This is a genomic window from Pseudomonas sp. MAG002Y (assembly GCF_019400845.1).
Classification (GTDB): Bacteria; Pseudomonadota; Gammaproteobacteria; order Pseudomonadales; family Pseudomonadaceae; genus Chryseomonas; species Chryseomonas luteola.
Window position 1 is genome coordinate 128,654 of sequence record NZ_WOEJ01000004.1, and the last position, 23,693, is coordinate 152,346.

A 23,693-nucleotide genomic window follows, 5' to 3' on the forward strand; every position below is an offset into this window, starting at 1 on the left:
GCTGGCGCCTCCCAGCCTTAGCAGCGAGGCGACCCGGACACGTATTTTTCCCTGGGATCAACCGCGGCATCCAGCTTGCGCAAGGCCTTGGCTCCAATCAGCAGCGGATAGCGGAAGTGACTGCGGTCCGTCAGATTGACCTCGATGGTACGGGACACATCGCCTACACAGACTTCCATCTCGATGACCGGGCGTTGTGCACTGGACGGCGTATCATCCTCACCGTCTTCATCGCCCTCATCCGAGCGGCTTTTGATCTTGCTGATTCGCGCCAGACGGTGCTCGAATACCGTGTCGTCCGCCTTCTCCGTCGCCAGACGGAAGCTGACCCACTGGTCTCCGTCACGCTCGAACGTCTTGATGTCCTTGGCCGACAGCGAGGCGGTCCAGGCACCGGTATCCATCTTGGCCGGCAAGGATACACCCAGCTCAGGTAGACGGAATGTCTCGTAGCGGCCGTAGAGCGTCGGCTCGGCCGTCGCTAGCACAGGCAGGCTCAAAAGGCCCAGCAGGGATAAAAAACGTTTCACTCAATCACTCCGGCAGGATCACGGACAGAAGTCTCCCGCGCCAGGGCCGCTATGTCCACAACGTACTGAGATTATCGAATCCCCAAGCCTCGGGCGACTCACGTCCAATGATGCGGTCGTAGCCTTTCAGGCGTGGCAAATCGATCACTTCATGCCCGATCGGCTTCTTGTGCCTTGCGTCATAAAACACCTTTACGGTCGGTGTCAGCAGTGACTTGGGGTTCTGCTCCACCACCACCGCAAGGCGCTCGCTTTCCAGCTTTACCAGCGAGCCGACCGGGTAAATGCCGACCGCTTTGACAAATGCCTGAAAGACATGCGGATCGAAGTGCCCTTTCCATTCAGCCATCCGTTTGACGGACTCGGCCGGGTCCCAGCCTCTTTTGTAAGGGCGATCCGACGTTACCGCGTCATACACATCACATACTGTGGCGATGCGGGACATCAGGCTGATCTGCTCACCGGACAGCTTATCCGGATAACCACTGCCATCGTATTTCTCATGATGATGCAGGCAGACATCGATGGCTGTCTCATCAGCTTGCCACGCTGTGAGAATGCGCTCCCCGGCCTTCGGATGACCCTGCATGATGATGAACTCTTCATCCGTCAGCTTGCCCGGCTTGTTGAGCACTTCCAGCGGCATCGTCATCTTGCCAACATCATGGAGCAAACCAGCCAGACCTGCCTGTCGCGCTGCAGCCTCACTCAGGCCAAGCGTTCGAGTAACGGCAATCATCAGCGCCGACACGGCCACCGAATGCAGATAAGTATATTCGTCCGAGGTCTTGAGTCGCGCCAGGCTGATCAAAGCATTGGGATGGCGCAGCACCGAATTAGAGATTTCCTCGACCAGACTGGCAGCATCGCCCATCTCGACGACCTGCCCCATGCGTGCATCTTCCAGCATGCCTTTGACGGCTGTCTTGGCGCTGTCGCAGAGCACTCTGGCCCGCTCTATCTCTTCAGCCATCTCAACTCGAGCGGCAACTCCAGACACAGGCGCCTCAGCGATGTTACTTACCTGGGCTGAATCGACATCAGTCCCCTTGCTAACATCGATCCACAACCCGTCGATGTCACTGTCCAGAATGCGCTGCAGCTCATTCGGTGAACGAATGACAAAGTGCCCTTTCCAGAAGGGATGATCCACCCATGGTGCGCAAAATTCGCTCACATACATGCCCAGACGGGCCTGCGAAACGGGAATACGCTTAAGCATAATGAACAATTACAGCCGTTGTCAGTGTCCTAGATAATCCATAGACGCCATTGCTGCCTAAGCGGCCCGGTAGAGGCTCAGAATGTTTATGGCGCTAACGAAAAGAATAGTACTCAGGGAGACTTCATGCGTCATCTGATCGTCGGACTGACTAGCGGCATTTTGCTCTTTATCAATACCCTCATTTTGATTGGCCCCTTGATGCTGGTTGCGCTGCTCAAGCTGCTCTGCCCCTACAAGCCGTGGCGCGACGCCTGCTCGCGCGGGGTCATGACCATCGCCGAGACCTGGGCAGAAATCGACAAGGTCATCTTCGCGCTCTGCACCCCTACAGTCTGGGACATACGCGGTGCCGAGAACCTGCGTAAGGACCGCTCTTACCTGATCATCTCCAACCACCAATCCTGGGTCGATATTCCAGCTCTCGTGCAAACCTTCAATCGTCGGTCGCCCTACTTCAAATTCTTCCTGAAGAAGGAGCTCATCTGGGTCCCCTTCCTTGGACTGGCATTCTGGGCACTCGACTACCCGTTCATGAAGCGCTATTCGAAGGCCACGCTGGAAAAGCGCCCGGAACTCAAAGGGATCGACCTGGAAATCACGCGTAGGGCCTGCGAGAAATTTCGCGATCAGCCCGTTACGGTCGTGAATTACCTGGAGGGCACGCGGTTCACGCCAGCCAAACATGCCCAGCAGCAATCACCCTACCATCATCTACTCAAACCCAAGGCAGGTGGAATTGCCTTTGTACTGGCTTCACTGGGTAAGCAGCTCGATGCCATTCTGGATGTCACGATTCTCTATCCCGAAGGAAAACCGCCCGGCTTCTGGGCTTTACTCAGTGGCCAGGTCAAGCGCGTCACTGTAGACATCCGCACTCTTCCGCTGGAGCCTTCACTGTGTGAGGGGGACTACCAGAATAATCCCGTTTTTCGTGAGCAAGTCCAGCAATGGGTCGGCGCATTATGGGCCGAGAAAGATCGGCGGATCGAGGCGCTGCAAAAAGAAATGCGCCAGGAATAATCCTGGCGCATCGGGAGGAACCGTACACAGGCACGGATCGAAATCCGCGCCCGGACAGGTTTACTGCTTGGCGGCCTTGACCGTTACCGCCTTGATGTCGGCCTTCGACAGCGGGTTGCTGGTCGAATTGGACAATTCCTGGCGATACGGGTTGGTCAGGCTGGACGTCAGGCGGATATCGTTGGATGCCGCACCCACCGAGATCTTGAACGTATCAGCATCCACAACCCAGTTGTTGGTGGCTTCATTGAAGTAGGCCAACGAACGGTCGTTGAGCTGCAACGTGACACGCTTGGTCTCACCCGGATTCAGGAACACCTTGCCAAAGCCCTTGAGCTCCTTGACCGGACGCGCCACCTGCGGCTTGTTCTGACCAATATAGAGCTGAGCGACTTCAGCACCCGCACGCTGCCCTGTGTTGGTTACATCGAAGGACACCTTGATAGGCGCGTTACCCACTACCACCTTGGGCGTTACCTTGATGTTGGAATACTTGAAGCTGGTGTAGGACAAGCCATAACCGAACGGATACAGCGGCTTGATACCGCTCATCTCGTAACCACGGTAGCCTACGTACAGACCTTCGCTGTAGGCCATACGGGTAATCTTGCCGGTGTTGTCGAACTCGGGGAAACCTGCATAGACGGGGTTATCCTGCAGCTTCTTCTCAATGCTGAACGGCATTTTTGCGGACGGGTTGACTACCCCGTACAGGATTTCCGCCAATGCCTGGCCACCGTACTGGCCCGGATAGAAGGCATGCAGTGCGCCATCGACCTGGTCTACCCAGTCAGTCATGTTCAGACCGGTGCCGCCATGCATAACAACCACAGTTTTCGGGTTGACCTTGGCAACGTTCTGGATCAACTGGCTCTGGTACTCAGGCAGATCAAAGCCGTGGTCGAAACCTTCGCCTTCATACTCATTGCTGTTACCCACAGCCATGACAACCGCATCGTACTTGGAGAGGTCCTGCGGAGCAGCCAGCGAGGCCCAGCTCATCTGCACGCCCACCATGCCGCCCATGGTTGAGATATAACCCTTGCGGCGGGAGTACTCGAGCTTGATGTCGTAGGACTTGCCCGCTTCCAGATTGACCTTGCCGTATACCGGAATGGTCGGCGGAATGCTGTTGTTGGGCAGCGGATTGCCATCGCCATTGTCGATGATCTTCTGACCATTCACATACAGACGCACAGCGCCATCCGCACGAACCTTGAAGATCTGCTCGCCGGAGATGGTCGGCGTTACCGATCCGCTCCAGCGAACGGACGTATTCTGATCGTCGCCGGTAACGGGATAGTTCGCGCCGTTGGTGGTATTGGAAACATAGTCCACTGTTGTGGTCTTGTTGCCATTGGCCCAGTCCAGGTTCACATGCTGATCGATACGGGTGTCAGAAGGAGTACCGGACCAGTTGGCATTATTGAAGAACTCAGCCTTCAAACCTTTTTCGGTATTGCCGGAGGCATCGGTGGTCGTCCATTCGGCCGCATTTGGGTCCAGGGACAGCGAGTCGATGAAGTCGACCTTGGCGTTACCAGCCACTTGCTTCAGGCCACTCAACTCACTGACGAAATTGCGTGCATCGACATTGGCACTACCGAAACCGGTAGGCGGCGCGTACTTGGCCAAGTTGCCAATGACCGCAATGGACTTGACCTTGTCGCTGGACAGCGGCAACAAGTGATCCTTGTTCTTCAGCAGAACGATACCTTCACGAGCACCTTCCAGGGCTGCCTGCTGGCTGCTGGCACTGTCCATGTCCTTGGACGCGGCAGGAATGGCCTGGTCGAAGCGGTACGCATATATCTGACGCAGGATCCGGCGAACCTTGTCATTGATGGTCTCGGTCGAGAGCTTTCCTGCCTGAATATAGGGCGTCAGGATGGTGCTATTCATCTGATAGCCCATCATGTCCAGATCGGTACCGGCATCAGCTGCCAGATAGCCATGAACGACAGCGTTGTAGTCGCTCTGCATGAGACCTTTCCAGCCCCATTCCTTCTTGAGCACGCCGGTGATCAGATGCTGGTGCTCACAGCTGTAAACGCCATTGATCAACTGGAACGCGCACATCATCATCGCAACGTTGCCGTTCTTGGCAGCCGACTCGAAGGCGGGCAGGTACATTTCGCGCAGGGTACGCTCGCCGATCCGCTCGTCCAGTGTAAAGCGGTTGGTTTCCTGATCGTTCGCTACAAAGTGCTTGGCATTGGCCCAGACGCCCTGGGACTGGATACCGTTGATGACCGCAGGCGCCATCACAGCGCCCAGATAGGGATCTTCGCCAGAAAGGTATTCGAATGCACGGCCGCTATAGGGCGAGCGGTACAGGTTGGCACCCGGACCTGTTACGAACTGATAGCCACCGGCACGTGTGTCGTAGCCCAGTGCTTCACCAAAGGACTTGGCTCGGTCGACGTTCCAGGTAGCCGCAAGGTTGGGACCCGCCGGGTAAACGATACCCTGGTTGTTGTCCTGACTAGTGTAGCGGATACCCACACCACCGTCTGCACCATGAATCTGGGGCAGACCAAATTTATCCAGCCCCTTGACATCCCAGGGGCCCGTTCCGCCAATCAGTGAAAGCTTCTCGGAAAGAGACATCTGTCCCAGCGTGCTCTCGACCTTCTTTTCAACCTGGGCAGGGTTTGCCTGGGTTACCGCATATGCTTGACCAACTGCCAGAGCCAAAGCCGTAAGCACAGCTCCCTGTAGCTTCATATTTCCCATTATTAATTAAGTCCTGCTTTTAAGTTAATAAAAACGAGTCACTTCGATATTGCCGAATATCAAGTTTTACTGACTTAACAGCGTCCCGCGTCCTGCGACAAATAACCTCAATACAATCAATTAAAGTTATTTGTACAAGTTGAGATTTTTTTGTTATGGGAGCAAACGAGAACAAAAGGTAGCAAAATGATGGCAACAGAAAATCGCGTAAACGCGCGAAAAACCCGAAAAGATTAAGGCAAAAAAGACGAAAAATTGTCAAATGAAACGGTTTAGTAAGTAGCAAACCATTTCTCTAATTTAACTTGAACTTTTATCCATAAAAGATGTCCAGCCAAACTCTCGGCTTTAATCTATCGATTAGAACTTAGTCAAGAATCGAAAATTTAGAGTTGATTTTTTCTTTCAGAAGAAATTAGCTAAATATATCTACCTAACTCAGGCAGATATTTATCCGAAGAGTGAGAGCGTAATGAAAAAGTTTATTTCCAGCCTATGCCTGGTAGCAGGTTTTGCCGTAACAGGATGCGCCCTGGCGGCTGAAGACTCAGCCACTGCCACTCAAGCATCCGGCACGTCCAATGGCCTGATGCAACAGGAGCACAACAGCAAGGCCGCCCAGAAAGCCAAACAGGAGCAGGACACTAAGGGTGGTCGTCCTGACGGCGTGTCCAACCCGAATGCCCTGAGCACCAAATAAGCACTGCTCAGCGCTCAAGCGCCTGCCGTTAAATGAGGCAGGCGCTTTCAGGCAGCTCCAGCTTCGAGACTTGCGAATACAACGACATTGGCTGACTAAGCGCTCAGATTCTATTCAGAGCGGCTTGGATGCTCGCTAATATCCCCTTCCGTTGACATGCCCTTCTGAGACAAAACCGACGAAGCGCCTCTTGCCCTTTTGTCAGCTTTTGTTCAGCTAAAAACAGGTAATAGAAGTAACTTTGCAGCTAAAAAGCGATTTGGCTCACAGCCAATTTCGGTGGGTTACAGCAGCAAACACGTATTATTAAGCGTCCATCTGTACACTAAGTGTTCATTTAACGGTGCGATTATCATCCGTTAGGCTTTGTTTTCTCGTTTAGCCAACGCCCACTGCTTTCTACGCTACCGCCTATAACCATGAACCTACTCCAACCCGCCTCGTCGACCACGGCTGAACGCAGCCCTTCCCAGAGCGCTTCGCTGCCCTCGGTGCCTATGAGCGAGCCACCGCTCACGTCTGTGGATTCCCACAAGCCGGGTGACGATGCCGTATGCGAATGGCTGGTCAGCCAGGGAAAGCTCAAGCCTGGCGATCTGGAGCGGGCCCGCCGTCTTCACGAAACCTCCTCTGGAGAAAGCTTCAGCCACCTGCTGCTGCGCCTGGGCATGGTATCCGAGCGAGACATGGCGCATGCGTGGGCATCACTCCTGGACGTTCCGCTGGTTCTGGAAAGCGATGCGCCAGAAATCCTGGAAGACCCACTTGACGTTTCCACACGCTTTCTAAAGCAGCATCAGATTGTGCCGTTGGGGCAGGACAGCACAGGCCAGATTCACCTATTGGTGGCCAATCCCGCCGAGCGTTATGCCATCGAGGCGCTTGAGTACGCCTGTGGCCGCGCGGCTCGGCTGTCCATAGGACTTCGCAGCGACATCGAAAACCTGATCGAGCGTTATTACGGTCAGGGCCGCTCGGCCATGGGCACCATCGTGGAGAACCTCGACGCCCAGGCTAACTCGGAAGACGACATCGAGCACTTGAAGGATCTGGCCTCAGAAGCGCCTGTGATTCGCCTGGTGAACCTGATTATCCAGCGCGCTGTAGAAAACCGCGCTTCGGATATCCACATTGAGCCCTTCGAGAATCGGCTCAAGGTACGTTATCGCATCGATGGCGTACTGCATGAGTCTGAAGCACCGCCCTCCAGCTCCACGGCAGCGGTGATCTCGCGCGTCAAGATCATGGCCAAGCTCGACATTGCCGAGCGTCGTCTCCCCCAAGACGGCCGCATCATGTTGCGTATCCAGGGCAAAGAACTGGACCTGCGGGTATCCACTGTTCCGACCAGCTTTGGCGAGTCGGTGGTAATGCGTCTGCTCGATCGCGAATCGGTGAGTTTCGATTTTGACACCCTGGGCTTTGCCGGCAAGTCACTGGACAACTTCCTGAGCGTGCTGGAGCGACCCCACGGTATTCTGCTGGTCACCGGCCCTACTGGTTCGGGTAAGACAACCACGCTGTATACCGCGCTGTCGCGCCTGAACACCGCCGAGCGCAAGATCATTACCGTAGAAGATCCGGTCGAATACCAGATCGAGGGCATCAATCAGATCCAGGTCAAGCCGTCCATTGGCTTGGATTTCGCCGGCGCCCTGCGCTCCATCGTGCGCCAGGACCCGGATGTCATCATGATCGGTGAAATGCGCGACCTGGAAACCTGCCGTATCGCCATTCAGTCTTCCCTGACCGGTCACCTGGTGCTTTCGACACTGCATACCAACAGTGCGGCGGGCAGCATCACGCGTCTTTTGGACATGGGAGTGGAAGACTATCTGCTAGCTTCTACAATCAATGGCATTCTGGCTCAGCGCCTGGTACGCCGCCTGGATCCAGCATTGTCAGAAGCCTATGAGCCGCTTCCGGAAGTTATCAGGGAATATGAACTCGAAAAATACACGGATGAACGCCCGATCCGCCTGTACAGGCCACGTCGCGACTTGCCGCCCAATGAGGGCTACCGTGGTCGTAGTGCCATCAGCGAACTGCTGGTCATGAGCGATACGCTCCGCAGCCTGCTCATGCAGCGCGCCGATGCCGCGACACTGGAACAGGCCGCTCGCGCAGAAGGCATGTATACCCTGTACGAAGACGGGCTGCGCCAGGCGCTGGCAGGTACGACTACCTTGGAAGAGGTCCTGCGTGTGACGAGCGGAGACTGAGCATGGCCCAGTTTCGCTATCGCGCACTGGATGCGGCCGGTGAGTCCGTTACCGGCCATCTGGAAGCCGCCGGCCAGGATGAAGCTGTCAGCCAGTTGCAGGATCGTGGACTTCTGGTCCTGCAGGTCACGCCCGCGCAAGGCAATGCCTCGCAGGGTTGGCGTGCCTGGTTCAATCGAGACCCGTTAAGCGGGGCCGGACTTGCCCAGTTTACCCAGCAGCTGGCCACGCTCCTGGGTGCAGGGCAGCCGCTCGATCGCGCCTTGAATATTTTGCTCAGCCAGCCAACGGAAGATAAATCCCGCCGACTGATCGAGCGTATCCGTGAGCGAGTCAAGGGCGGCAAGCCGCTTTCCGCCGCGCTCTCCGAAGAAGGCGGACAATTTTCGCAGCTCTACATCAGCATGGTCCGTGCAGGCGAAGCCGGCGGCTCACTGGAGGAAACTCTGGCGCAGCTCGCTCAATACCTCGAGCGCTCGCAGGCCTTGCGTGGCGAAGTGATCAACGCCCTGATCTACCCCGCCTTCCTGGTCGTTGGTGTGCTCGGCTCACTGGCCTTGCTGATGGCGTATGTCGTACCACAATTTGTGCCTATCTTCGCTGATTTAGGCGTTCCTGTACCGTTCATGACACAGTCCGTACTCTGGATGGGCCAGTTTCTTTCGCAATATGGCCTATTGCTGCTGGCGGTTCTGGTTGCGCTCATCTGGTTCACCGGCGCCCGCCTTCGTGATCCGGAACGCCGTATCCGCTGGGATCGCCGGATGCTGAGCATTCGGATGATGGGACCCCTTGTACAGCGGCTGGAGACCGCGCGGCTGGCCAGAACACTCGGCACCCTGCTGACTAATGGCGTTCCACTGCTGACCGCACTGTCGATTGGCCGCCAGGTCTGCTCAAACCATGCCTTGCAGGGCGCCGTTTCACAGGCAGCCGACCAGGTTAAGGACGGCGGCTCACTGGCCGCTGCGCTCAGCACCAGCAAGCTGCTGCCACAGCTATCACTGCAAATGATTCAGGTCGGCGAAGAATCCGGTCAGCTCGATACCATGCTGATCAAGGTCGCCGACGTCTTTGATGCCGAAGCCAAACGTGGTATCGATCGACTTCTTGCGGCATTGGTACCCAGCCTGACCATCGTCATGGCCGTACTTGTGGCCTTCATCATGTTGGCCATCATGCTCCCGCTGATGAGCCTCACCAGTAACATCTAACCGTAACGAGCCTTGTTTATGACTAGAAAAATGCGCTCCCTCCCCCACCGCAGCGGCGGTTTTACCCTGCTTGAAATGCTGGCTGTCATCGTACTGCTTGGTATCGTGGCTACCATTGTGGTCCGCCAGGTCGGTGGTAACGTCGATAAAGGCAAGTACGGCGCTGGCAAGGCTCAGCTGGCCAGCCTGAGCATGAAGATCGAAAACTATGCTCTGGATGTCGGCGCACCGCCCAAGAATCTGCAACAACTCACTACCAAGCCAGCCAACGCTCGTAACTGGAATGGCCCTTATGCCAAGCCCTCGGATCTGCAGGACCCGTTCGGCCATGAATTCGGCTATCGCTCGCCCGGTCAGCACGGTTCGTTTGACCTGATCTTTTATGGTCAGGACGGACAGCCAGGCGGCGAAGGCTACAACGCCGACGTTGGCAACTGGGAATAAAGAGTGTCATGCCGCGCCAGCCCTCCTGTACCCGTGCCCTACGCACCGTCTCGAACGGTATGCGCTTACAGGGCCGGACATCGCAGCGCGGCTTTACACTTCTTGAGCTGATCGTTGTCATCATCCTGGTCGCCATTGGTCTGACCCTGGTCTCCTTTGGCGTTACCCGCGGACTCGACAGTGTTCGATCCCGCGAGGCCGGTCGTGACCTGACCCTGGCACTGCGTGCCGTACGCACCCAGGCCATCACAACCGGCCAGACCACCACACTGAATTTCGATCTTGCCAACCAGCGATACCAACAACCCGGCCGGCGTCCTCAGTCGCTGCCCAAGGGCATGCTCATGCGGGTAACCACAGCGGCTGACCTGAGTACAGGTCGCAGGACCGCCATCGCCTTCTTTCCAGATGGCAGCTCAACCGGTGGAAATGTCAGGCTGGAAAAGGATGGACGCGCCTGGCGCGTCGATATCGCCTGGCTGACCGGCACCGTCAAATGGCAAGAGGTAAACCCGTGACGGGACAGCGCAGGCCCCGTTCAGAGGGTGGCTTTACCTTGCTGGAATTGCTGGCAGCCGTGGCATTGCTCGCCGTCACCTTTTTCGTATTGATGGGAGGCATTGGCCAAGCCACCCATGCCTTGCTGAAGGACAGCCGAGCGACCCAGATGGCCTTGACGGCCCGCTCGCTACTGGACGACACGGTCCATCGTCCTCTGAAGCCAGGCTCCAGTCAGGGTTCATTGCCTGACGGTACACGTTGGAAGCTGGATATCAGTAAAGCGGGCACAGCGACGACCAGTCAGCTGTATCGTCTGGATCTGTCGTTGACGGCGGGTCGGCATCAGGAGCGCTTCAGCACATTAAGGTTGCAGGGTGTATCCGAGGTCTCGCAATGAAAGCCTCAATGCGCGGCTTCACCTTGCTGGAAGTCCTGCTGGCTATCAGCCTGCTGGGTATCCTGCTGGTCCTGATCGGTTCTGCCCTCATCAGCGCCAATCGGACATTGGCTCGCAGCGAGCAGTACAGCGCCCGACTAGATGAACTGCGCTCTACACAGAATTTTTTACGTCGCGAACTGCAGCAAGCCCTCCCGCTGTCGATCCAGCGCACCCCCACCGGGCAGGGAATGGTGTTTATCGGCGAGCCACAGGAGATGCGCTTTATCGCAACGCTGCCTTCACATCTCGGCGGCGGCATTCATATCCAGACGCTCCGCTTGGCCGGTGACAGCCGAGACCAATGGCTACAGGTCGATTTCGCCAAGATTGTTGGAAACAACCGCACCGAATCCTGGGGAGATCCCCAGCGTTTGTTGCGGCAGGTCAGAAACCTGCGCTTTTCCTATAGCGGCCTTGACCAGAACGGACGACCTACGGACTGGCTGCCGCGATGGCCCTGGCCGCAGCACCTGCCCCAGCGGGTCAGGGTTGACCTGACGGCCGATGGCCCCATTGCCTGGCCGCCTCTACAGGTCGCCGTACGCCTCGACCTGGGCAACTCAAACAGCATGGGGTCTCTGCAGTGAAGCGGCAGCACGGGGTAGCGCTGCTCATTACGCTATGGGCACTGGCACTGCTCAGTCTGGTCATGGCCGGCGTCGTAACCGCAGTACGCCTGGAAAACAAACAGAGCGTCCATCAGCTTCAGGATGCCAGGGCGCATCTTGCGGCGGAAGCAGGTCTGGCCCTGGCTGTCCAGCATCTGACAGGCCTTCAACGAGAGCAGCGCTGGGTTGCGGATGGCCGCCCCTATCAACTCGAATTCGACCGCATGCGCCTGACCATTCAAGTGCGCAGCGAACTGGGAAAGCTGGATCTTAACAGCACCTCATCCGCCTTGTTCATCAAAGTGGCGACTGCATTGGGCGTTCCGGCTGGACAAGCGAAGCAAGTCGCGGCAGCCTTGCAAGCCCGTCAGAACGGGACGGATCCGACGCCCATGCGAACCCTGGAGGAATTGATTCAACTCCCCGGTATGGACAATGCGATGTTTACTCGCCTGGAGCCCTACATCACCGTCTGGAGCGGGTACGATCAGCCGGTTGTGAGCTTTGCAGCGCCACCCATACGGCAAGCCATGGGCCAGAAGAACATCATTTCCCTGGAGGGAGAAGATCCAGGGCAGGTATTGAGTGTGTATAGCCAGGCTGAGCTGGACAATGGTTTCCGCTCTGCCTTGAACGTGACCCTTTTACTCAACCCAACGGATAGCAACATGCAACCTTACCGCGTGCTGCGCTGGCAAGAATGAAAACAATTCGACTGGAATGGCCCAATAGCCTGCGCCCTGCCGTGAATGCCTTTCAGGCGCAATGGCACGCCTCCGTGTTTCCCCGCTTCTTCAACTGGTGGTTTACCGAACTTCGGGCCTGCCTGCCCCCTCGCCTACGCAGCCTGTTCGAGCGAAGCGAACATGAACAGATCATCCGCTGGGACAATGAAGAAGCCTGGCTTCACACAGCGGAGGGTGAGCATCCATTAACCAGTGCCGACTCGCTGGGTACAGAACGCTGCGTTCTGCTGTTATCGCCTCGGCAGGCGCTGGTCAGAACTATCAATCTACCTGCTGGCGCAGCCCAGGACGTCATGGCGGCTGTCGCCTTCGAGATGGATCGCCATACCCCTTTTAAGGCCAGTCAGGTCTATTATGCGGTCCGCCGTTGGCCAAGCCAGCCAAAGCAGCCGCTCCGTGTGACGGTTGCCACCGTACTGAAGGATCGCCTCGACCTATTACTGGAGCGCCTGCAGGCGCAGGGCATTCGTCCCGACGAGATCGATGTGCAACAGCCTGAAGGGGGGCGCCTGGGTATTAACCTGTTGCCATCCGAACGCCGTCAGCTTCGCAAGAATCCGAGGCGTCAGCTGAACATTGGTCTTGCAGTCCTGGCTATCGCTTTGACATTCGCAGCCATGCAGGTCTGGTTGTATAACCGCGCCGTTGCGCTCGAAGCCATGCGTCATGAGGTCAGCCAGCTTCGTGCCGGCGCCCAGGAGATCGAAAGCCTGCGCCAGCAGATACAGAATGGCCTGGGCGCCACTCGCTACCTGACGGAGCGTAAGGCGGGTACTCCACCGCTGAGCGTGATGCTTAGCGAGCTGACTCAGTGCCTGCCCAAAGACACCTGGCTGACGGAGCTGTCCGTTGAAGGAGACGGACAGGTCAATCTGGCCGGCCAAAGCCAGAAGGCTGGCGCCTTGATTGGCGAGATGAAGAATTGTCACTCGCTTACCGGTGCGCAGTTCCAAGGCGTCATCCAGCCAGACGAAAACACCAAGAAAGAGCGCTTCTACCTGCTCGCCCACCTGCGTCGGGAGGAAGCCAGCAATGCGCCGGTCACTGACACCCCGTGAAAGTCGCATCGCCGCGCTGGCCGTTCTGGCGTTCGCGTTGTATGTGCTGTACTGGATTTGTCTGGAATGGTGGTTCGTCGCGCCCCAGCAGGCCATGAACGACGAAATGGAGCAGCTCCGTCAGACCCAGCGTCGGTATGCCGCGCTGCAGGCCCAGCGTGAACCCTTGCAGCGCCAGCTCGAAACCGCACAGGAGCGAAACGCTGGGAGTGACAGCCTGCTGCCCGGTGACGACCCTAGTGCCGTAGCAGCCAACCTGATGCAACATACGGCTGAGCTGATCGAGTCGCACAAGCTGGACGGCGCCGGCTGTGAGTTGCTCAACCGCACGCCCATCGCCGGCAACCCTGGCGATGAGCCCTATGCCCAGGTCAAGGTCAGCTTCAACCTCAGCTGCGCCATCGAGCCGCTGGAAGCCATCCTGTACGACATTGAAAACGATCGCCCTTTCCTTTTCGTAGAGGAGCTTCGCGTCGAGCGTCATGAGGATGCTCCGCCCAAGGGTGGTGCCGGCAGGCTTGAAGTCCAGATGCTTGTCACTGGCTACATGCAGCGTAAAGCCGGTATGGACGATAACGAAAACACGGACTCGGATGACCCGACATGAACGCCGCTGATCAGCGTCGCCTCACCCCCTGGCTCGTCCTGATTACGGGACTATCGGCCGCGCTTCTGGTCATGTTCGCGCTGGGCATTGGCCGTAACGTACAATGGCTGCCTCCCCTTGAAGCACAGCACTCACCTGCAACCGTCAGGTCGCCGGAGCTGCCGAACGCACCGCCTCTGGATGCCTATGCCAATACCTGGCAGCAGCCCTTGTTCAGCCCGGACCGCCAGTCTGATCAGAAAATGGCCGCGCCGGGTCAGCCGACTTACCTTACTGGCTATGTGCTGACCGGCATTATCCTGACCGACTCGCTGCAGCTGGCCCTGCTCAAGGACAACTCAGGCAAGGCGCTCAGCGTTACCCGAGGCAAGGCACTACCCAACGGCTGGAAGCTAGAGTCCGTGGCTGCCAACAAGGCGGTATTTGTCTCCGGTGATCGTCAGCAAAGCTTGCCGCTCGTGATCGAAAAGGCACCTCTTGACGGCGTGTCGGCCCCAGCCGCCGAGGCGCCCAGCTCTACCACGGAAACGTCCCCGGAAGAGGATGACGACTCCGATAGCGAAGATTGATACGGAACCCGGATTCAGTGGCCGACGCGGCCGCCCCCTATTATCAGGAGCACTACAATCGTGACCTTGCGTTACCCCTTGGCCTGCATGGCCACCGCCACCTTGCTGGCAGGTTGTATCTCACCGGCCACCGATACGCAGCAAGACGATGCCCTGCTGCGTGAAGGTCTGGCCGGAACAGGCAGCCAACGCCCCTTGGTAAGAGAGCCCTCGCCCAATGTTCCCAGCTCGTCCGAAACGGGCGATAACCCCCGTACACCGGCCCGCAGTCAGATCATTCGTGGTGATAACCGCTTCATCAACAGTCGAGTGACACCTGCCGCCAAGCCGTCAGCCGCGCCGGACGGCGGTGTAGTATTCAACTTCAACAACCAGCCGATTCGAGCAGTGATCAACAGTATCCTGGGCGATCTGCTTCAGGTGAACTACACCATCGCGCAGGACGTAAAGGGTGAGGTCACTTTCTCCACGTCCAAGCCCGTTGCAAAGACCGAAGCCCTGTCGATCCTGGAGACGTTGCTATCCTGGACCAATAACGCCCTGGTGCGTGAAGGCGATCGCTACATGGTTGTACCAGCCAACCAGGCCGTGGCAGGCCGCATGGTGCCGGCGCTACAGATGCCGGAGCCAGGCAGTGGCCTGTCTGCCCGCCTGTTCCAGCTGGACTACATCTCCGCCACGGAAATGCAGAAGCTGCTCAAGCCCTTTGCCCGTGAAAATGCTTTCCTGCTGGTGGACCCCTCGCGCAATGTCATCGCGCTGGCCGGTACGCCCGACGAGCTTGCCAATTATCAGCGAACCATCAGTACCTTTGATGTGAACTGGTTGAAGGGCATGTCTATCGGCGTCTTCGGCCTGCAACGTGCCAGTGTGGCAGAGCTGATGCCGGAGCTGGATCGCCTGTTCGGCCCGCAGAGCGGCACCCCGCTGGCCGGTATGCTCCGCTTCCTGCCGATCGAACGCACCAATGCGGTGGTGGCCATCTCTTCACAGCCTGAATATCTGAACGAAGTTCGTCAGTGGATCGAGACCATCGATAAGGGCGGCGGCAACGAGCCGCAGATGTATGTGTACGACGTACGCAACATGAAAGCGACCGACCTCTCGCGGTATCTGCGTCAGATCTATAGCAACGAGGCCGTTAATGAAGAGCCGGAAGCCAAGGTCGCGCCGGGTTTGCGTACCACCACCCTGTCGACCAGCAATGGCTTTGGCAACGGTATCGGCGGCAATAGTACGGGCGGCAACACCATTGGTAGCAGCCAGGGCCTGAGCAACGGCATTGGTGGCGGCCTGAACAGCAACAGCGGTATCGGAGGCAACAACGGCACGGGCGGCGGTTTGGGTAGCACCCGTGGAAACGGCACGGGTACTGGCTCGGACAACGACAGTGAAGACAGCAGCTCAAGCAGTACCAACAATCAGAACGGCAATAACGATACAGGCGTCCGGATCACTGCGCAGAAGAGCAGCAACCAGCTCCTGATTCGTGCGCGGCCCTCGCAATGGAACGAGATCCAATCAGCCATTCGCCGCCTGGACAATCCTCCGATGCAGGTCCAGATTGAAACCCGCATCCTTGAGGTCAGCCTGACCGGCAGCCTGAGCCTGGGTGTGCAATGGTACCTGGGGCGGCTGGCCGGTAATTCACCGGTCACCGACTCGAACGGCAACGTGACCAACAGTGTAGTGAACGCATCCGGCAGCCAAGGAGCGCTGGGACGAGGCGGCGCAGGACTCGGCAGTACCGATGCCCTCTTCTACTCGTTTGTCAGCAACAACCTGCAGGTTGCACTGCATGCGCTCGAGACCAACGGCAATACGCGTGTGCTTTCTGCACCCTCGCTGGTGGTCATGAACAACCAGGAAGCCCAGATCCAGGTGGGTGACAATATCCCGATCAGCCAGACCTCGGTCAACACAACGAGCGATCTGACCTTCAACAGCGTTCAGTACATCCAGACGGGTGTCATTCTTGATGTTGTGCCCCGTATCAATCCGGGCGGCCTTGTCTATATGGATATCCAGCAGCAGGTCAGCAGTGATACCGGAACCCGTACGGACAGCAACGGCAACCCGTCGATTTCGACACGCGCCGTCACGACGCAGGTCGCTGTACAAAGTGGCCAGACTGTCCTGTTGGGTGGCTTGATCCAGCAGAACGACGCGGAAAGCGACAACAGCGTGCCATACCTGGGGCGTATTCCAGGCCTGCATTGGCTCTTTGGCAACACCACGCGCAGCAAGAACCGTACGGAGCTGATCGTTCTGATCACGCCACGTGTGATCACCAGCAACAGTCAGGCGAGCCAGATTACGGATGAGTACCGTCAGCAACTACAGTTGATCAGTCCCATCAAGCCTGTCAGCCAGATCGACACCTCCCGTTGACAACCCTGGTGGGTCGTCTGCATCGTCAGGCGGCCCACCAGGTGTTCAGGCATTTCCCTTCGCGACATGGGCAGAACGCTTGAGGCGTCCTGCGTTCCAACCCTTTGGCCACAAAGGAAGTACGATCACTCATGTCCGCTTCGCTACTCGATGCCCGTACCGCTCGCTATTTGCCCTGGCTGGTTGCCATTGCATTCTTCATGCAATCGCTCGACGCCACGATCCTCAATACTGCACTTCCCAGCATGGCACATGATCTCAATGAAGATCCGTTGCGCATGCAGGGCGTCGTGATCGCCTACATGCTGACGGTCGCGCTGCTGATTCCGGCCTCAGGCTGGATCGCCGATCGCTTCGGAACACGGCGGGTCTTTTTCAGTGCCATCGCCTTGTTCACTTTTGGCTCGCTGTTATGTGCGCTGTCTCCCTCGCTCCCCTTGTTGATCGCAGCCCGCGTCATTCAAGGTCTGGGGGGCTCGCTGATGCTGCCAGTCGGGCGACTCGTCATCCTGCGGGCTTATCCTCGTACCGAGTTGGTGCGAATACTCAGCTTCGTGACCGTGCCAGGTCTGATCGGCCCGCTGACAGGCCCTACCCTAGGCGGCTGGCTAGTGGAAGCAACCTCCTGGCACTGGATCTTTCTGATCAACCTGCCGGTAGGCTTGTTGGGCTGTTATGTCACCTCAAAACTGATGCCTGACCTGCGCAGCCCCATTCCCATGCGCTTCGACGGGTTTGGATTTCTGCTGTTTGGCGCGGCAATGATCCTGATATCGGTTGCCCTGGAGGGCTTGGGCGAGCTTCATATGCCCCATGCCCGGGTGGTTCTGCTGCTGGTGGGCGGCCTCGCCTGCATGATCGCCTACTGGCTGCGAGCCTTACGTATCGAGCGTCCGCTCTTCTCGCCGCAACTGTTCCGCACCCGCAGTTTTGCCGTTGGCATATTTGGTAATCTGTTTGCCCGCCTGGGCAGTGGCGCGCTGCCCTTTCTGACGCCTCTGCTGCTTCAAGTGGGCATGAATTTTCCACCGGCCAAGGCAGGTATGACCATGATTCCGCTTGCGCTGTCGGCAATGCTGGTCAAGCCCATCGCCAAGCCGATCATCGACCGCCTGGGCTATCGCCGATTACTGATCGGCAACACCATTTTACTGGGCTGCATGATCGCCAGCCTGAGCCTGATCACCACGGAGACGCCTTATCCACTGCTGCTGATTCACCTGGGTCTTCTGGGCGCCGTCAACTCGATGCAGTTCACCGCCATGAACACCGTGACGCTGATCGATCTACGCGATGAGCAGGCCAGTAGCGGCAACAGTCTTCTGTCCGTGGTCATGCAGCTGTCGATGAGCTTTGGCGTCGCCTGCGCCGCTGCCTTGCTGGGTGGGTTCAAGGATGATTACGCCGATACCGATGTGCTGTCCGCCTTCCATGCCACCTACCTCAGCGTTGGGCTGCTCTCTATTCTGGCTGCCGCAATTTTCGGGCAGCTTCCGGGCAATCCTGACCGCAAGGCGCCTTCGCATCGCGTCGAGGAGCCGGAAAAGAGCCCGCAGAGCGCAGAGGCCTGATGATTCAGCAGGCATAAAAAACCCGAGAGCATTCTCGGTTTTTTTGCTTCTGCGCTCAGCGGTCAGACCACCTGAACGTGCTCAGCCTGCATGCCTTTCTGGCCCTGCACAACTTCGAAGCTGACGCGCTGGCCTTCTGCCAGGGTCTTAAAACCATTGCCTTCGATGGCACGGAAGTGAACGAAAACGTCGGGACCGCTTTCAGGAGTAATGAAGCCATAGCCTTTGGTTTCGTTGAACCACTTGACGGTGCCGTTCTGACGATTCGACATGAAGATGTTGCTCCTTGGTAAATCGGGTTTTGTTATTAAAGCTTTTAATGCCCTGAACGATGCGCCATCAGACCATTCGCCAGGGACTGCGTTGCAAGGAGAAACACCAATCGAGCAGGACGGGGCCACGTGGAAACCTACCGCCTCAGGTCACGATCAACAGCGACCCAAGCAAACACAGTGGTTTGAACTCTACGATAAATTTATTACGAAAGCGATTACACGAAAGCCGCCTGTCGCAAACGGGATAACCGGTACTTCAGATGCGATCAACGGCATAATCAATGCCGTCATTAGGTTTACTTCTCCTAGCATGACATGTCTATAGAAACACTAAATAAGCGTGTTTTTGGACATATGCCATGCTTGATGAGCACCACTTCGGGAATCCATTTCGTGCGTAATATTCTGGTCGTAGAAGATAGCCAACTGGTCCTCAAGCTTTTGTCGCACCTCTTTCGACAGGAGCCCTTGTTCGAACCGGTATTCTGCGCATCGCTGGCCGAGGCTGAACTTCTTCTGGAGACCAGCCCCGGTCAGTTCTTTGCTGCCATAGCCGACCTGAACCTGCCCGACTCGCCCAACGGCGAGGTCGTGGATGTCATCCTTGCCCACAAGGTGCCCTGCATTGTCCTGACCGGTCGCTACGATGAGCGTCATCGCGATGAGCTCATCAACAAGGGCGTCGTCGACTACATTATCAAGGAGAGCCAGTACTCCTATGACTATGTGCTGCGACTCCTGCATCGGCTGGTCCAAAACCAGAACGTCAAGATACTGGTTGCAGAGGACTCCTCCGTCTCGCGGCACTACATGTGTCGGGTGCTCTCATCACAGCTATTTCAGCTGCAGCAAAGTATGGATGGGAACGAGACGCTCAGGGTGCTTCAGGCGCAAAACGATATCGACCTGCTGATCCTGGACCATGACATGCCCGGCCTGTTGGGCTTCGAGCTAGTCAAGCGCCTGCGTCAGCAGCTCAAACGGCACGACCTGCTGATCCTGGGGGTTTCGGCTGATCCACAGGGCATCCTTAGCGCACGCTTCATCAAGCACGGCGCCGACGACTTCCTACGCAAACCCTTCTGCCCGGAAGAACTCAACTGCCGTGTCATGGCCATGCTCGAGCGACGCGACTTGCTAAGGGCGTTACAACAGGCAGCCCGCTATGACTCACTAACCAACCTCCTGAACCGGCGAGCCTTTCAGGAAAAAGCCGAGCTGCACATCAGCTTGGCGCAAGCCCAGTCGCAACCCATTAGTATTGCCCTGCTGGATATTGATTTTTTCAAGAACATCAACGATCAGATGGGACATGCCGGTGGCGACACCGCCTTGATAGCGTTTGCCCATGCCCTGCGAACACATTTTCCGCAAGACATCATTGGCCGCCTGGGCGGAGAGGAATTTGCACTGGTGAGCCAGTCAAGCGAACAGGAGCTGGCCAGACGCCTGGATATCTTCCGCAAACTCTGCACCCGGCTCAATTACCTGCCTAACGCACCCCTGCTGTCCTTTAGTGCCGGGGTTGCCAACTTGCAGACCCAGGCGCTGGAGCCGGCACTTCACGTGGCCGACCAGCGTCTTTATCAGGCAAAGCGCAGCGGGCGTGGCATGACGCTATGTCGCTGACCTGCTGAGTTGGCGGCCACGCCAGGTCGTAGCGGGCAAAAATGTCGGCATAGGTACCATCTGCCTTCATCCGCTCGATCGTATCGTCAAACTGCGCAATGATTTTTTCCTGCTCAGGATGATCTTCCGATACCAACATATGCAGGCCTTTTTCCGCCAGCGGCTTGTCCAGAAACTGAAGCCGGGACGATTGAGCACTGGCCACGCGCTCAATCACACGCCTGGCCACATGCTCCTCTTCGATTGCCAGATCGACACGTCCCGCCAACAGCATTCTCAAAGCCTGCTCGAAATCGGCAACCGCGACCTTGTCCAGGGTTCGATCCTGATCGAACTCTTTCGAATAGGCATATCCTCGTACGACGGCCAACCGGTACGGCCTTAAATCTTCCAGCGTGGAAAAGGTAATCGCGCGCGTTTTCAATGCGATAAAGCGTAGGCGGTTTGCCAGGAAGGGTTTGGAAAACTGCCCCAGGCGCTCTCGCTCGGGCGCGTACCAGATGTCGACAATCACATCATGGGAGCCATTTTGTATGCCATACAGCACCCGCTCCCAGGGCTCCTCACGAAACGTTGTCTCGTATCCGGAGCGGCCAAGGGCCGTCCTGACGATATCTACGGCCAAGCCCTGACCAGCCGGCGAAGTCATGACATACGGCTCCCAGTGGTTTCCAACCAGTCGAAGTGGAGGGTTGGCCCAGGCCAGGAGCGAGCACGACCAGGTCAAAGCCAGGCAACAAAAGGTGAGGACACGCATAGAGCCTCCCTACCGGCATGACAATGCAATGAACAGGATCTTCTTAAGTATGTAGTCTTTAAGACGGCTTTACGCCAGCGGCAGATGAAAACAGAAATCGCTGCCCTCACCTAAAGTACTGCTGGCTTGGATCGTACCGCCATGCGCCTCGACAATGGTTTTCACGATTGCCAGCCCCAGGCCAACCCCCTGGTGTTCACGCTTTTTAACCTGCCAGTAGCGATCAAAAATAAATGGCAGATCGCTTTTGGCAATACCGGGCCCGTTGTCACTGACCGTAAAGCGCACCCCCTGCGCCTCACGAACGACCGATACCCAGACCGTCGAGCCGGGCTGACTGAACTTCACGGAATTGCTTACCAGATTGGAAAAGACACGCAGCAGGCGTTCGTAATCTCCTTTTATGGTTGGCAGCTCCTGCTCACAGGACGTCAGCAAGCGTATGCCGCTCCGCTCGGCCAACGGCTGCAGCATCGCAACGGCGTCTTCCAGGAGCTTGTGCGGATCGAGCAAGGCGAGCCGAAGCTCCAGCTGGCTTTGCTCCATCTGAGAGATTTCAAGCAGCTCATCGATCAGCTTGCCCATATGACCACTGGCTTTTTGTGCATGGCTGACCACTTCGCGCTGCCGCTCATTCAAGGTGATCCCGTCGAACAGGCTGAACGCCATGGTCAACACCGATAAAGGCGTTCGCAGATCGTGCGCCACGACCGCCAGCAGCTCTTCACGCGCCCGAACGGCAATACGGGCGCACCGGGCATGCTGACGCACCTCCTGAACCGCCAGACGCAGTTTGATTTCACGTGTCGCTGAGTAGGCCAGCTCGCTCAAAAGCTCCAAATCGCGGGGACACCAGAGTCGGGAACACTGATCGGCAACAGCAAAATAGCCAAGCAGCTCTCCATCACTGTCCTTGAGCGGCACGGCTAAAAAGGCACCTGTTCCAGTGGGAAGCATCGTCAAAGATGCAGCCACAGGATGCGGTGCAGCGGCATCGATAATCAGCGGCCCCCCTTCAGACAAGACACATTCACCCAGCGCATAGGCCGATCGTTCCCAGTGACTGGCCAGAAAATCCGGAAGGCCATACTGACTTTTCAAAAAGGCACGTCGGTCATCCACCAGTGATATAAATGCGATGGGCACGCCTAACAGGCGAGCTGCCATGGCGGTCAGCCGGTCAAAACCCTCTTCCGGTGGCGTATCCAAAAGCTGCGTCCTGTGCAGCGCCGCCAACCGTGTTGCATCTCCAATCAATTCTGCCGGCTTGCAAGCCGATACGCACGGCGCATCATGGCTCATCCCAAGGCTCCACACCAAAAGGCCCTAACGCTCGCGGCTGCAAAACTTTTTCTGTGCAAGCCCTTCTAATGAGGCGGTTCCAGAGCCATTAAGGCCTGTTTTTCACAGCCGAGAGTCCTGTCTCCGCGTGGAGACACAATCCATGAACAAGGCAGAAGCGATTACACTACGTCGAGGCAGTGCCTTTTGCCCATACCCTAGCCTCACTTTAAATAATTTGTCTCCTGTCTCATGTACAACGTGGCAGGCAACCCAGCAGTGCAAGCCAATGATCAGCGGAGCGCTGTTTGCAAACGACCTGTCATCCAGACAGGCTCAGTGTCCCCTCCTCTTGTCTGCGGCCATACTGGTCAGCCGCACTAAGGACGTCTTTGATGAAACCACACGTGATCGAACTACTCATCAGCGACTGTGATGGCGTACTTGTCGACAGCGAAATCCTGTCGGAGCGCATAGTCATGGACGAGTTGAGCCGTCATGCCCCCAGGACGGAGCTCGAAAAACTGCTTGAGGGTACGTTCGGACTGACAACGCGCGATATTATCCAGCGGGTTGAAGAGCGCTTTGGCATTACCCTCCCTGAAGGCATTCACAAGGATATTCGCACTCGCGCCGAGCAGCTGATTGCAACGCAAGTCGAGCCCATACCCGGTGTCAAAGAGGCTCTCGAGCGCATTGACCTGCCACTGGCCGTTGCCTCAAACAGTCAACGCCACAGTGTAGTATCCTCCGTGGCGCGTGCAGGACTGACCGAGCGCGTTGCCGGTCATATCTTCAGCGCGGACATGGTGGAGCATCCCAAGCCGGCACCCGATGTCTATCTGCTGGCTGCCCGTACCATGGGTGTATCACCGGAAAACTGCCTGGTGATCGAGGACAGCGCCACGGGCGTTCGCGCAGCGCTGGCTGCCGGCATGCGTGTGATCGGTTTTACAGGTGCAAGCCACATTCCTCCCGAGCACGGTGAAACACTTAGACGCCAGGGCGTGACAGCGCTGATCAGCCATATGGATCAACTGCCGCAGCAGGTTGCCGCCCTGCGGGAAACGGCCACCAGCGGACACGCCTGACGGCTATCTCTTGCGACCAACCGCGATAGCCCCCATCGAGCGGCCTGTTACACTGCACGTTTTATTTTGCATGCTGCAG

The 23,693-nt window shown here is 57.2% G+C and carries 23 protein-coding genes; 17 read left to right on the plus strand and 6 right to left on the minus strand.

Features of this window, described 5'->3' with window-relative positions; all coding sequences use genetic code 11:
• Positions 1-17: 17 nt before the first annotated feature.
• Together GM154_RS07535 and GM154_RS07540 are read right to left on the minus strand one after the other, a co-directional pair.
• Complete coding sequence (locus GM154_RS07535) at positions 18-530, minus strand: ATP-dependent zinc protease (RefSeq protein ID WP_010796066.1); 513 nt, start codon at positions 528-530, stop codon at positions 18-20.
• 49 nt (positions 531-579) lie between these two features.
• Positions 580-1,752 carry an HD-GYP domain-containing protein gene (locus tag GM154_RS07540; protein WP_019365481.1) on the minus strand — a complete coding sequence of 391 codons (1,173 nt, stop codon included), beginning with the start codon at positions 1,750-1,752 and terminating at the stop codon, positions 580-582.
• Between the two features lie 126 nt (positions 1,753-1,878).
• Here GM154_RS07540 and GM154_RS07545 point away from each other — a divergent pair, with 126 nt between their 5' ends.
• A complete protein-coding gene (locus tag GM154_RS07545; RefSeq protein ID WP_219651674.1) occupies positions 1,879-2,775 on the plus strand; it encodes an acyltransferase in 897 nt (298 codons plus the stop codon).
• A 60-nt stretch (positions 2,776-2,835) separates the two neighbouring features.
• Here the strand turns inward: GM154_RS07545 and GM154_RS07550 are convergent, their stop codons facing one another.
• On the minus strand, positions 2,836-5,511 hold the full coding sequence (locus tag GM154_RS07550) for a glycoside hydrolase family 3 protein (protein ID WP_219651676.1): 2,676 nt from the start codon (positions 5,509-5,511) through the stop codon (positions 2,836-2,838).
• A 472-nt stretch (positions 5,512-5,983) separates the two neighbouring features.
• On the opposite strand from GM154_RS07550, the gene GM154_RS07555 reads away from it, so the two are divergent.
• The 13 genes from GM154_RS07555 to mdtD all read left to right on the plus strand — a co-directional run bounded on the left by GM154_RS07555 (position 5,984) and on the right by mdtD (position 18,581).
• Positions 5,984-6,211 carry a hypothetical protein gene (locus GM154_RS07555; protein ID WP_019367344.1) on the plus strand — a complete coding sequence of 76 codons (228 nt, stop codon included), beginning with the start codon at positions 5,984-5,986 and terminating at the stop codon, positions 6,209-6,211.
• A gap of 497 nt (positions 6,212-6,708) precedes the next feature.
• A complete protein-coding gene (gene gspE / locus GM154_RS07560; protein ID WP_150348706.1) occupies positions 6,709-8,433 on the plus strand; it encodes a type II secretion system ATPase GspE in 1,725 nt (574 codons plus the stop codon).
• Between the two features lie 2 nt (positions 8,434-8,435).
• Positions 8,436-9,647 carry a type II secretion system inner membrane protein GspF gene (gene gspF / locus GM154_RS07565; RefSeq protein WP_074827027.1) on the plus strand — a complete coding sequence of 404 codons (1,212 nt, stop codon included), beginning with the start codon at positions 8,436-8,438 and terminating at the stop codon, positions 9,645-9,647.
• A gap of 18 nt (positions 9,648-9,665) precedes the next feature.
• Positions 9,666-10,091: a type II secretion system major pseudopilin GspG gene (gene gspG / locus GM154_RS07570; RefSeq protein WP_010796073.1), complete on the plus strand. Its 426-nt coding sequence runs from the start codon at positions 9,666-9,668 to the stop codon at positions 10,089-10,091.
• Positions 10,092-10,099: 8 nt separating this feature from the next.
• Positions 10,100-10,609: a GspH/FimT family pseudopilin gene (locus GM154_RS07575; protein ID WP_219651677.1), complete on the plus strand. Its 510-nt coding sequence runs from the start codon at positions 10,100-10,102 to the stop codon at positions 10,607-10,609.
• Positions 10,606-10,989 carry a prepilin-type N-terminal cleavage/methylation domain-containing protein gene (locus GM154_RS07580; protein WP_197871332.1) on the plus strand — a complete coding sequence of 128 codons (384 nt, stop codon included), beginning with the start codon at positions 10,606-10,608 and terminating at the stop codon, positions 10,987-10,989. The genes GM154_RS07575 and GM154_RS07580 overlap by 4 nt, the downstream gene beginning before the upstream one ends.
• Positions 10,986-11,618, plus strand: coding sequence for a prepilin-type N-terminal cleavage/methylation domain-containing protein (locus GM154_RS07585; RefSeq protein WP_219651679.1), 633 nt, complete (start codon positions 10,986-10,988; stop codon positions 11,616-11,618). The genes GM154_RS07580 and GM154_RS07585 overlap by 4 nt, the downstream gene beginning before the upstream one ends.
• Positions 11,615-12,343: a type II secretion system protein GspK gene (locus GM154_RS07590; protein ID WP_010796077.1), complete on the plus strand. Its 729-nt coding sequence runs from the start codon at positions 11,615-11,617 to the stop codon at positions 12,341-12,343. Before GM154_RS07585 ends, GM154_RS07590 begins: the two co-directional genes overlap by 4 nt.
• On the plus strand, positions 12,340-13,443 hold the full coding sequence (locus tag GM154_RS07595; RefSeq protein WP_219651681.1) for a PilN domain-containing protein: 1,104 nt from the start codon (positions 12,340-12,342) through the stop codon (positions 13,441-13,443). The genes GM154_RS07590 and GM154_RS07595 overlap by 4 nt, the downstream gene beginning before the upstream one ends.
• A complete protein-coding gene (gene gspM / locus GM154_RS07600; RefSeq protein ID WP_010796079.1) occupies positions 13,418-14,050 on the plus strand; it encodes a type II secretion system protein GspM in 633 nt (210 codons plus the stop codon). The genes GM154_RS07595 and gspM overlap by 26 nt, the downstream gene beginning before the upstream one ends.
• Positions 14,047-14,619 carry a hypothetical protein gene (locus tag GM154_RS07605; RefSeq protein WP_074827040.1) on the plus strand — a complete coding sequence of 191 codons (573 nt, stop codon included), beginning with the start codon at positions 14,047-14,049 and terminating at the stop codon, positions 14,617-14,619. The genes gspM and GM154_RS07605 overlap by 4 nt, the downstream gene beginning before the upstream one ends.
• A gap of 87 nt (positions 14,620-14,706) precedes the next feature.
• Positions 14,707-17,010, plus strand: a complete 2,304-nt coding sequence (gspD, locus tag GM154_RS07610; RefSeq protein WP_219651855.1) for a type II secretion system secretin GspD — start codon at positions 14,707-14,709, stop codon at positions 17,008-17,010.
• A gap of 131 nt (positions 17,011-17,141) precedes the next feature.
• Positions 17,142-18,581 carry a multidrug transporter subunit MdtD gene (gene mdtD, locus GM154_RS07615; protein ID WP_074827043.1) on the plus strand — a complete coding sequence of 480 codons (1,440 nt, stop codon included), beginning with the start codon at positions 17,142-17,144 and terminating at the stop codon, positions 18,579-18,581.
• Positions 18,582-18,643: 62 nt separating this feature from the next.
• Here the strand turns inward: mdtD and GM154_RS07620 are convergent, their stop codons facing one another.
• The gene (locus tag GM154_RS07620; RefSeq protein ID WP_010796083.1) at positions 18,644-18,853 is read right to left on the minus strand and encodes a cold-shock protein; all 210 of its coding nucleotides are present in this window, start codon (positions 18,851-18,853) and stop codon (positions 18,644-18,646) included.
• Between GM154_RS07620 and GM154_RS07625 the strand changes: the two genes are divergently transcribed.
• Together GM154_RS07625 and GM154_RS07630 are read left to right on the plus strand one after the other, a co-directional pair.
• The gene (locus tag GM154_RS07625) at positions 18,852-19,181 is read left to right on the plus strand and encodes a hypothetical protein (RefSeq protein ID WP_074827046.1); all 330 of its coding nucleotides are present in this window, start codon (positions 18,852-18,854) and stop codon (positions 19,179-19,181) included. The two genes, GM154_RS07620 and GM154_RS07625, sit on opposite strands and share 2 nt — an antisense overlap.
• Positions 19,182-19,249: 68 nt before the next feature.
• On the plus strand, positions 19,250-20,485 hold the full coding sequence (locus GM154_RS07630; protein WP_219651683.1) for a diguanylate cyclase domain-containing protein: 1,236 nt from the start codon (positions 19,250-19,252) through the stop codon (positions 20,483-20,485).
• On the opposite strand, the gene GM154_RS07635 is transcribed toward GM154_RS07630, so the two are convergent.
• Positions 20,370-21,242: an ABC transporter substrate-binding protein gene (locus GM154_RS07635; RefSeq protein WP_219651685.1), complete on the minus strand. Its 873-nt coding sequence runs from the start codon at positions 21,240-21,242 to the stop codon at positions 20,370-20,372. The genes GM154_RS07630 and GM154_RS07635 overlap by 116 nt on opposite strands.
• Before the next feature lie 69 nt (positions 21,243-21,311).
• Positions 21,312-22,544, minus strand: coding sequence for a GAF domain-containing sensor histidine kinase (locus tag GM154_RS07640; RefSeq protein WP_219651686.1), 1,233 nt, complete (start codon positions 22,542-22,544; stop codon positions 21,312-21,314).
• Between the two features lie 374 nt (positions 22,545-22,918).
• Between GM154_RS07640 and GM154_RS07645 the strand changes: the two genes are divergently transcribed.
• On the plus strand, positions 22,919-23,614 hold the full coding sequence (locus GM154_RS07645) for an HAD family hydrolase (RefSeq protein WP_219651688.1): 696 nt from the start codon (positions 22,919-22,921) through the stop codon (positions 23,612-23,614).
• The last annotated feature ends 79 nt before the right edge of the window (positions 23,615-23,693 follow it).

What these genes read in the sequence shown, in the direction of transcription:
- GM154_RS07540 (WP_019365481.1), bottom strand. Translation starts at nt 1,752, where the DNA reads ATGCTTAAGCGTATTCCCGTTTCGCAGGCCCGTCTGGGCATGTATGTG.
- GM154_RS07545 (WP_219651674.1), top strand. Translation starts at nt 1,879, where the DNA reads ATGCGTCATCTGATCGTCGGACTGACTAGCGGCATTTTGCTCTTTATC.
- GM154_RS07550 (WP_219651676.1), bottom strand. Translation starts at nt 5,511, where the DNA reads ATGGGAAATATGAAGCTACAGGGAGCTGTGCTTACGGCTTTGGCTCTG.
- GM154_RS07555 (WP_019367344.1), top strand. Translation starts at nt 5,984, where the DNA reads ATGAAAAAGTTTATTTCCAGCCTATGCCTGGTAGCAGGTTTTGCCGTA.
- gspE (WP_150348706.1), top strand. Translation starts at nt 6,709, where the DNA reads ATGAGCGAGCCACCGCTCACGTCTGTGGATTCCCACAAGCCGGGTGAC.
- gspF (WP_074827027.1), top strand. Translation starts at nt 8,436, where the DNA reads ATGGCCCAGTTTCGCTATCGCGCACTGGATGCGGCCGGTGAGTCCGTT.
- gspG (WP_010796073.1), top strand. Translation starts at nt 9,666, where the DNA reads ATGACTAGAAAAATGCGCTCCCTCCCCCACCGCAGCGGCGGTTTTACC.
- GM154_RS07575 (WP_219651677.1), top strand. Translation starts at nt 10,100, where the DNA reads ATGCCGCGCCAGCCCTCCTGTACCCGTGCCCTACGCACCGTCTCGAAC.
- GM154_RS07585 (WP_219651679.1), top strand. Translation starts at nt 10,986, where the DNA reads ATGAAAGCCTCAATGCGCGGCTTCACCTTGCTGGAAGTCCTGCTGGCT.
- GM154_RS07595 (WP_219651681.1), top strand. Translation starts at nt 12,340, where the DNA reads ATGAAAACAATTCGACTGGAATGGCCCAATAGCCTGCGCCCTGCCGTG.
- gspM (WP_010796079.1), top strand. Translation starts at nt 13,418, where the DNA reads ATGCGCCGGTCACTGACACCCCGTGAAAGTCGCATCGCCGCGCTGGCC.
- GM154_RS07605 (WP_074827040.1), top strand. Translation starts at nt 14,047, where the DNA reads ATGAACGCCGCTGATCAGCGTCGCCTCACCCCCTGGCTCGTCCTGATT.
- gspD (WP_219651855.1), top strand. Translation starts at nt 14,707, where the DNA reads ATGGCCACCGCCACCTTGCTGGCAGGTTGTATCTCACCGGCCACCGAT.
- mdtD (WP_074827043.1), top strand. Translation starts at nt 17,142, where the DNA reads ATGTCCGCTTCGCTACTCGATGCCCGTACCGCTCGCTATTTGCCCTGG.
- GM154_RS07625 (WP_074827046.1), top strand. Translation starts at nt 18,852, where the DNA reads ATGAAGATGTTGCTCCTTGGTAAATCGGGTTTTGTTATTAAAGCTTTT.
- GM154_RS07620 (WP_010796083.1), bottom strand. Translation starts at nt 18,853, where the DNA reads ATGTCGAATCGTCAGAACGGCACCGTCAAGTGGTTCAACGAAACCAAA.
- GM154_RS07635 (WP_219651685.1), bottom strand. Translation starts at nt 21,242, where the DNA reads ATGCGTGTCCTCACCTTTTGTTGCCTGGCTTTGACCTGGTCGTGCTCG.
- GM154_RS07640 (WP_219651686.1), bottom strand. Translation starts at nt 22,544, where the DNA reads ATGAGCCATGATGCGCCGTGCGTATCGGCTTGCAAGCCGGCAGAATTG.
- GM154_RS07645 (WP_219651688.1), top strand. Translation starts at nt 22,919, where the DNA reads ATGAAACCACACGTGATCGAACTACTCATCAGCGACTGTGATGGCGTA.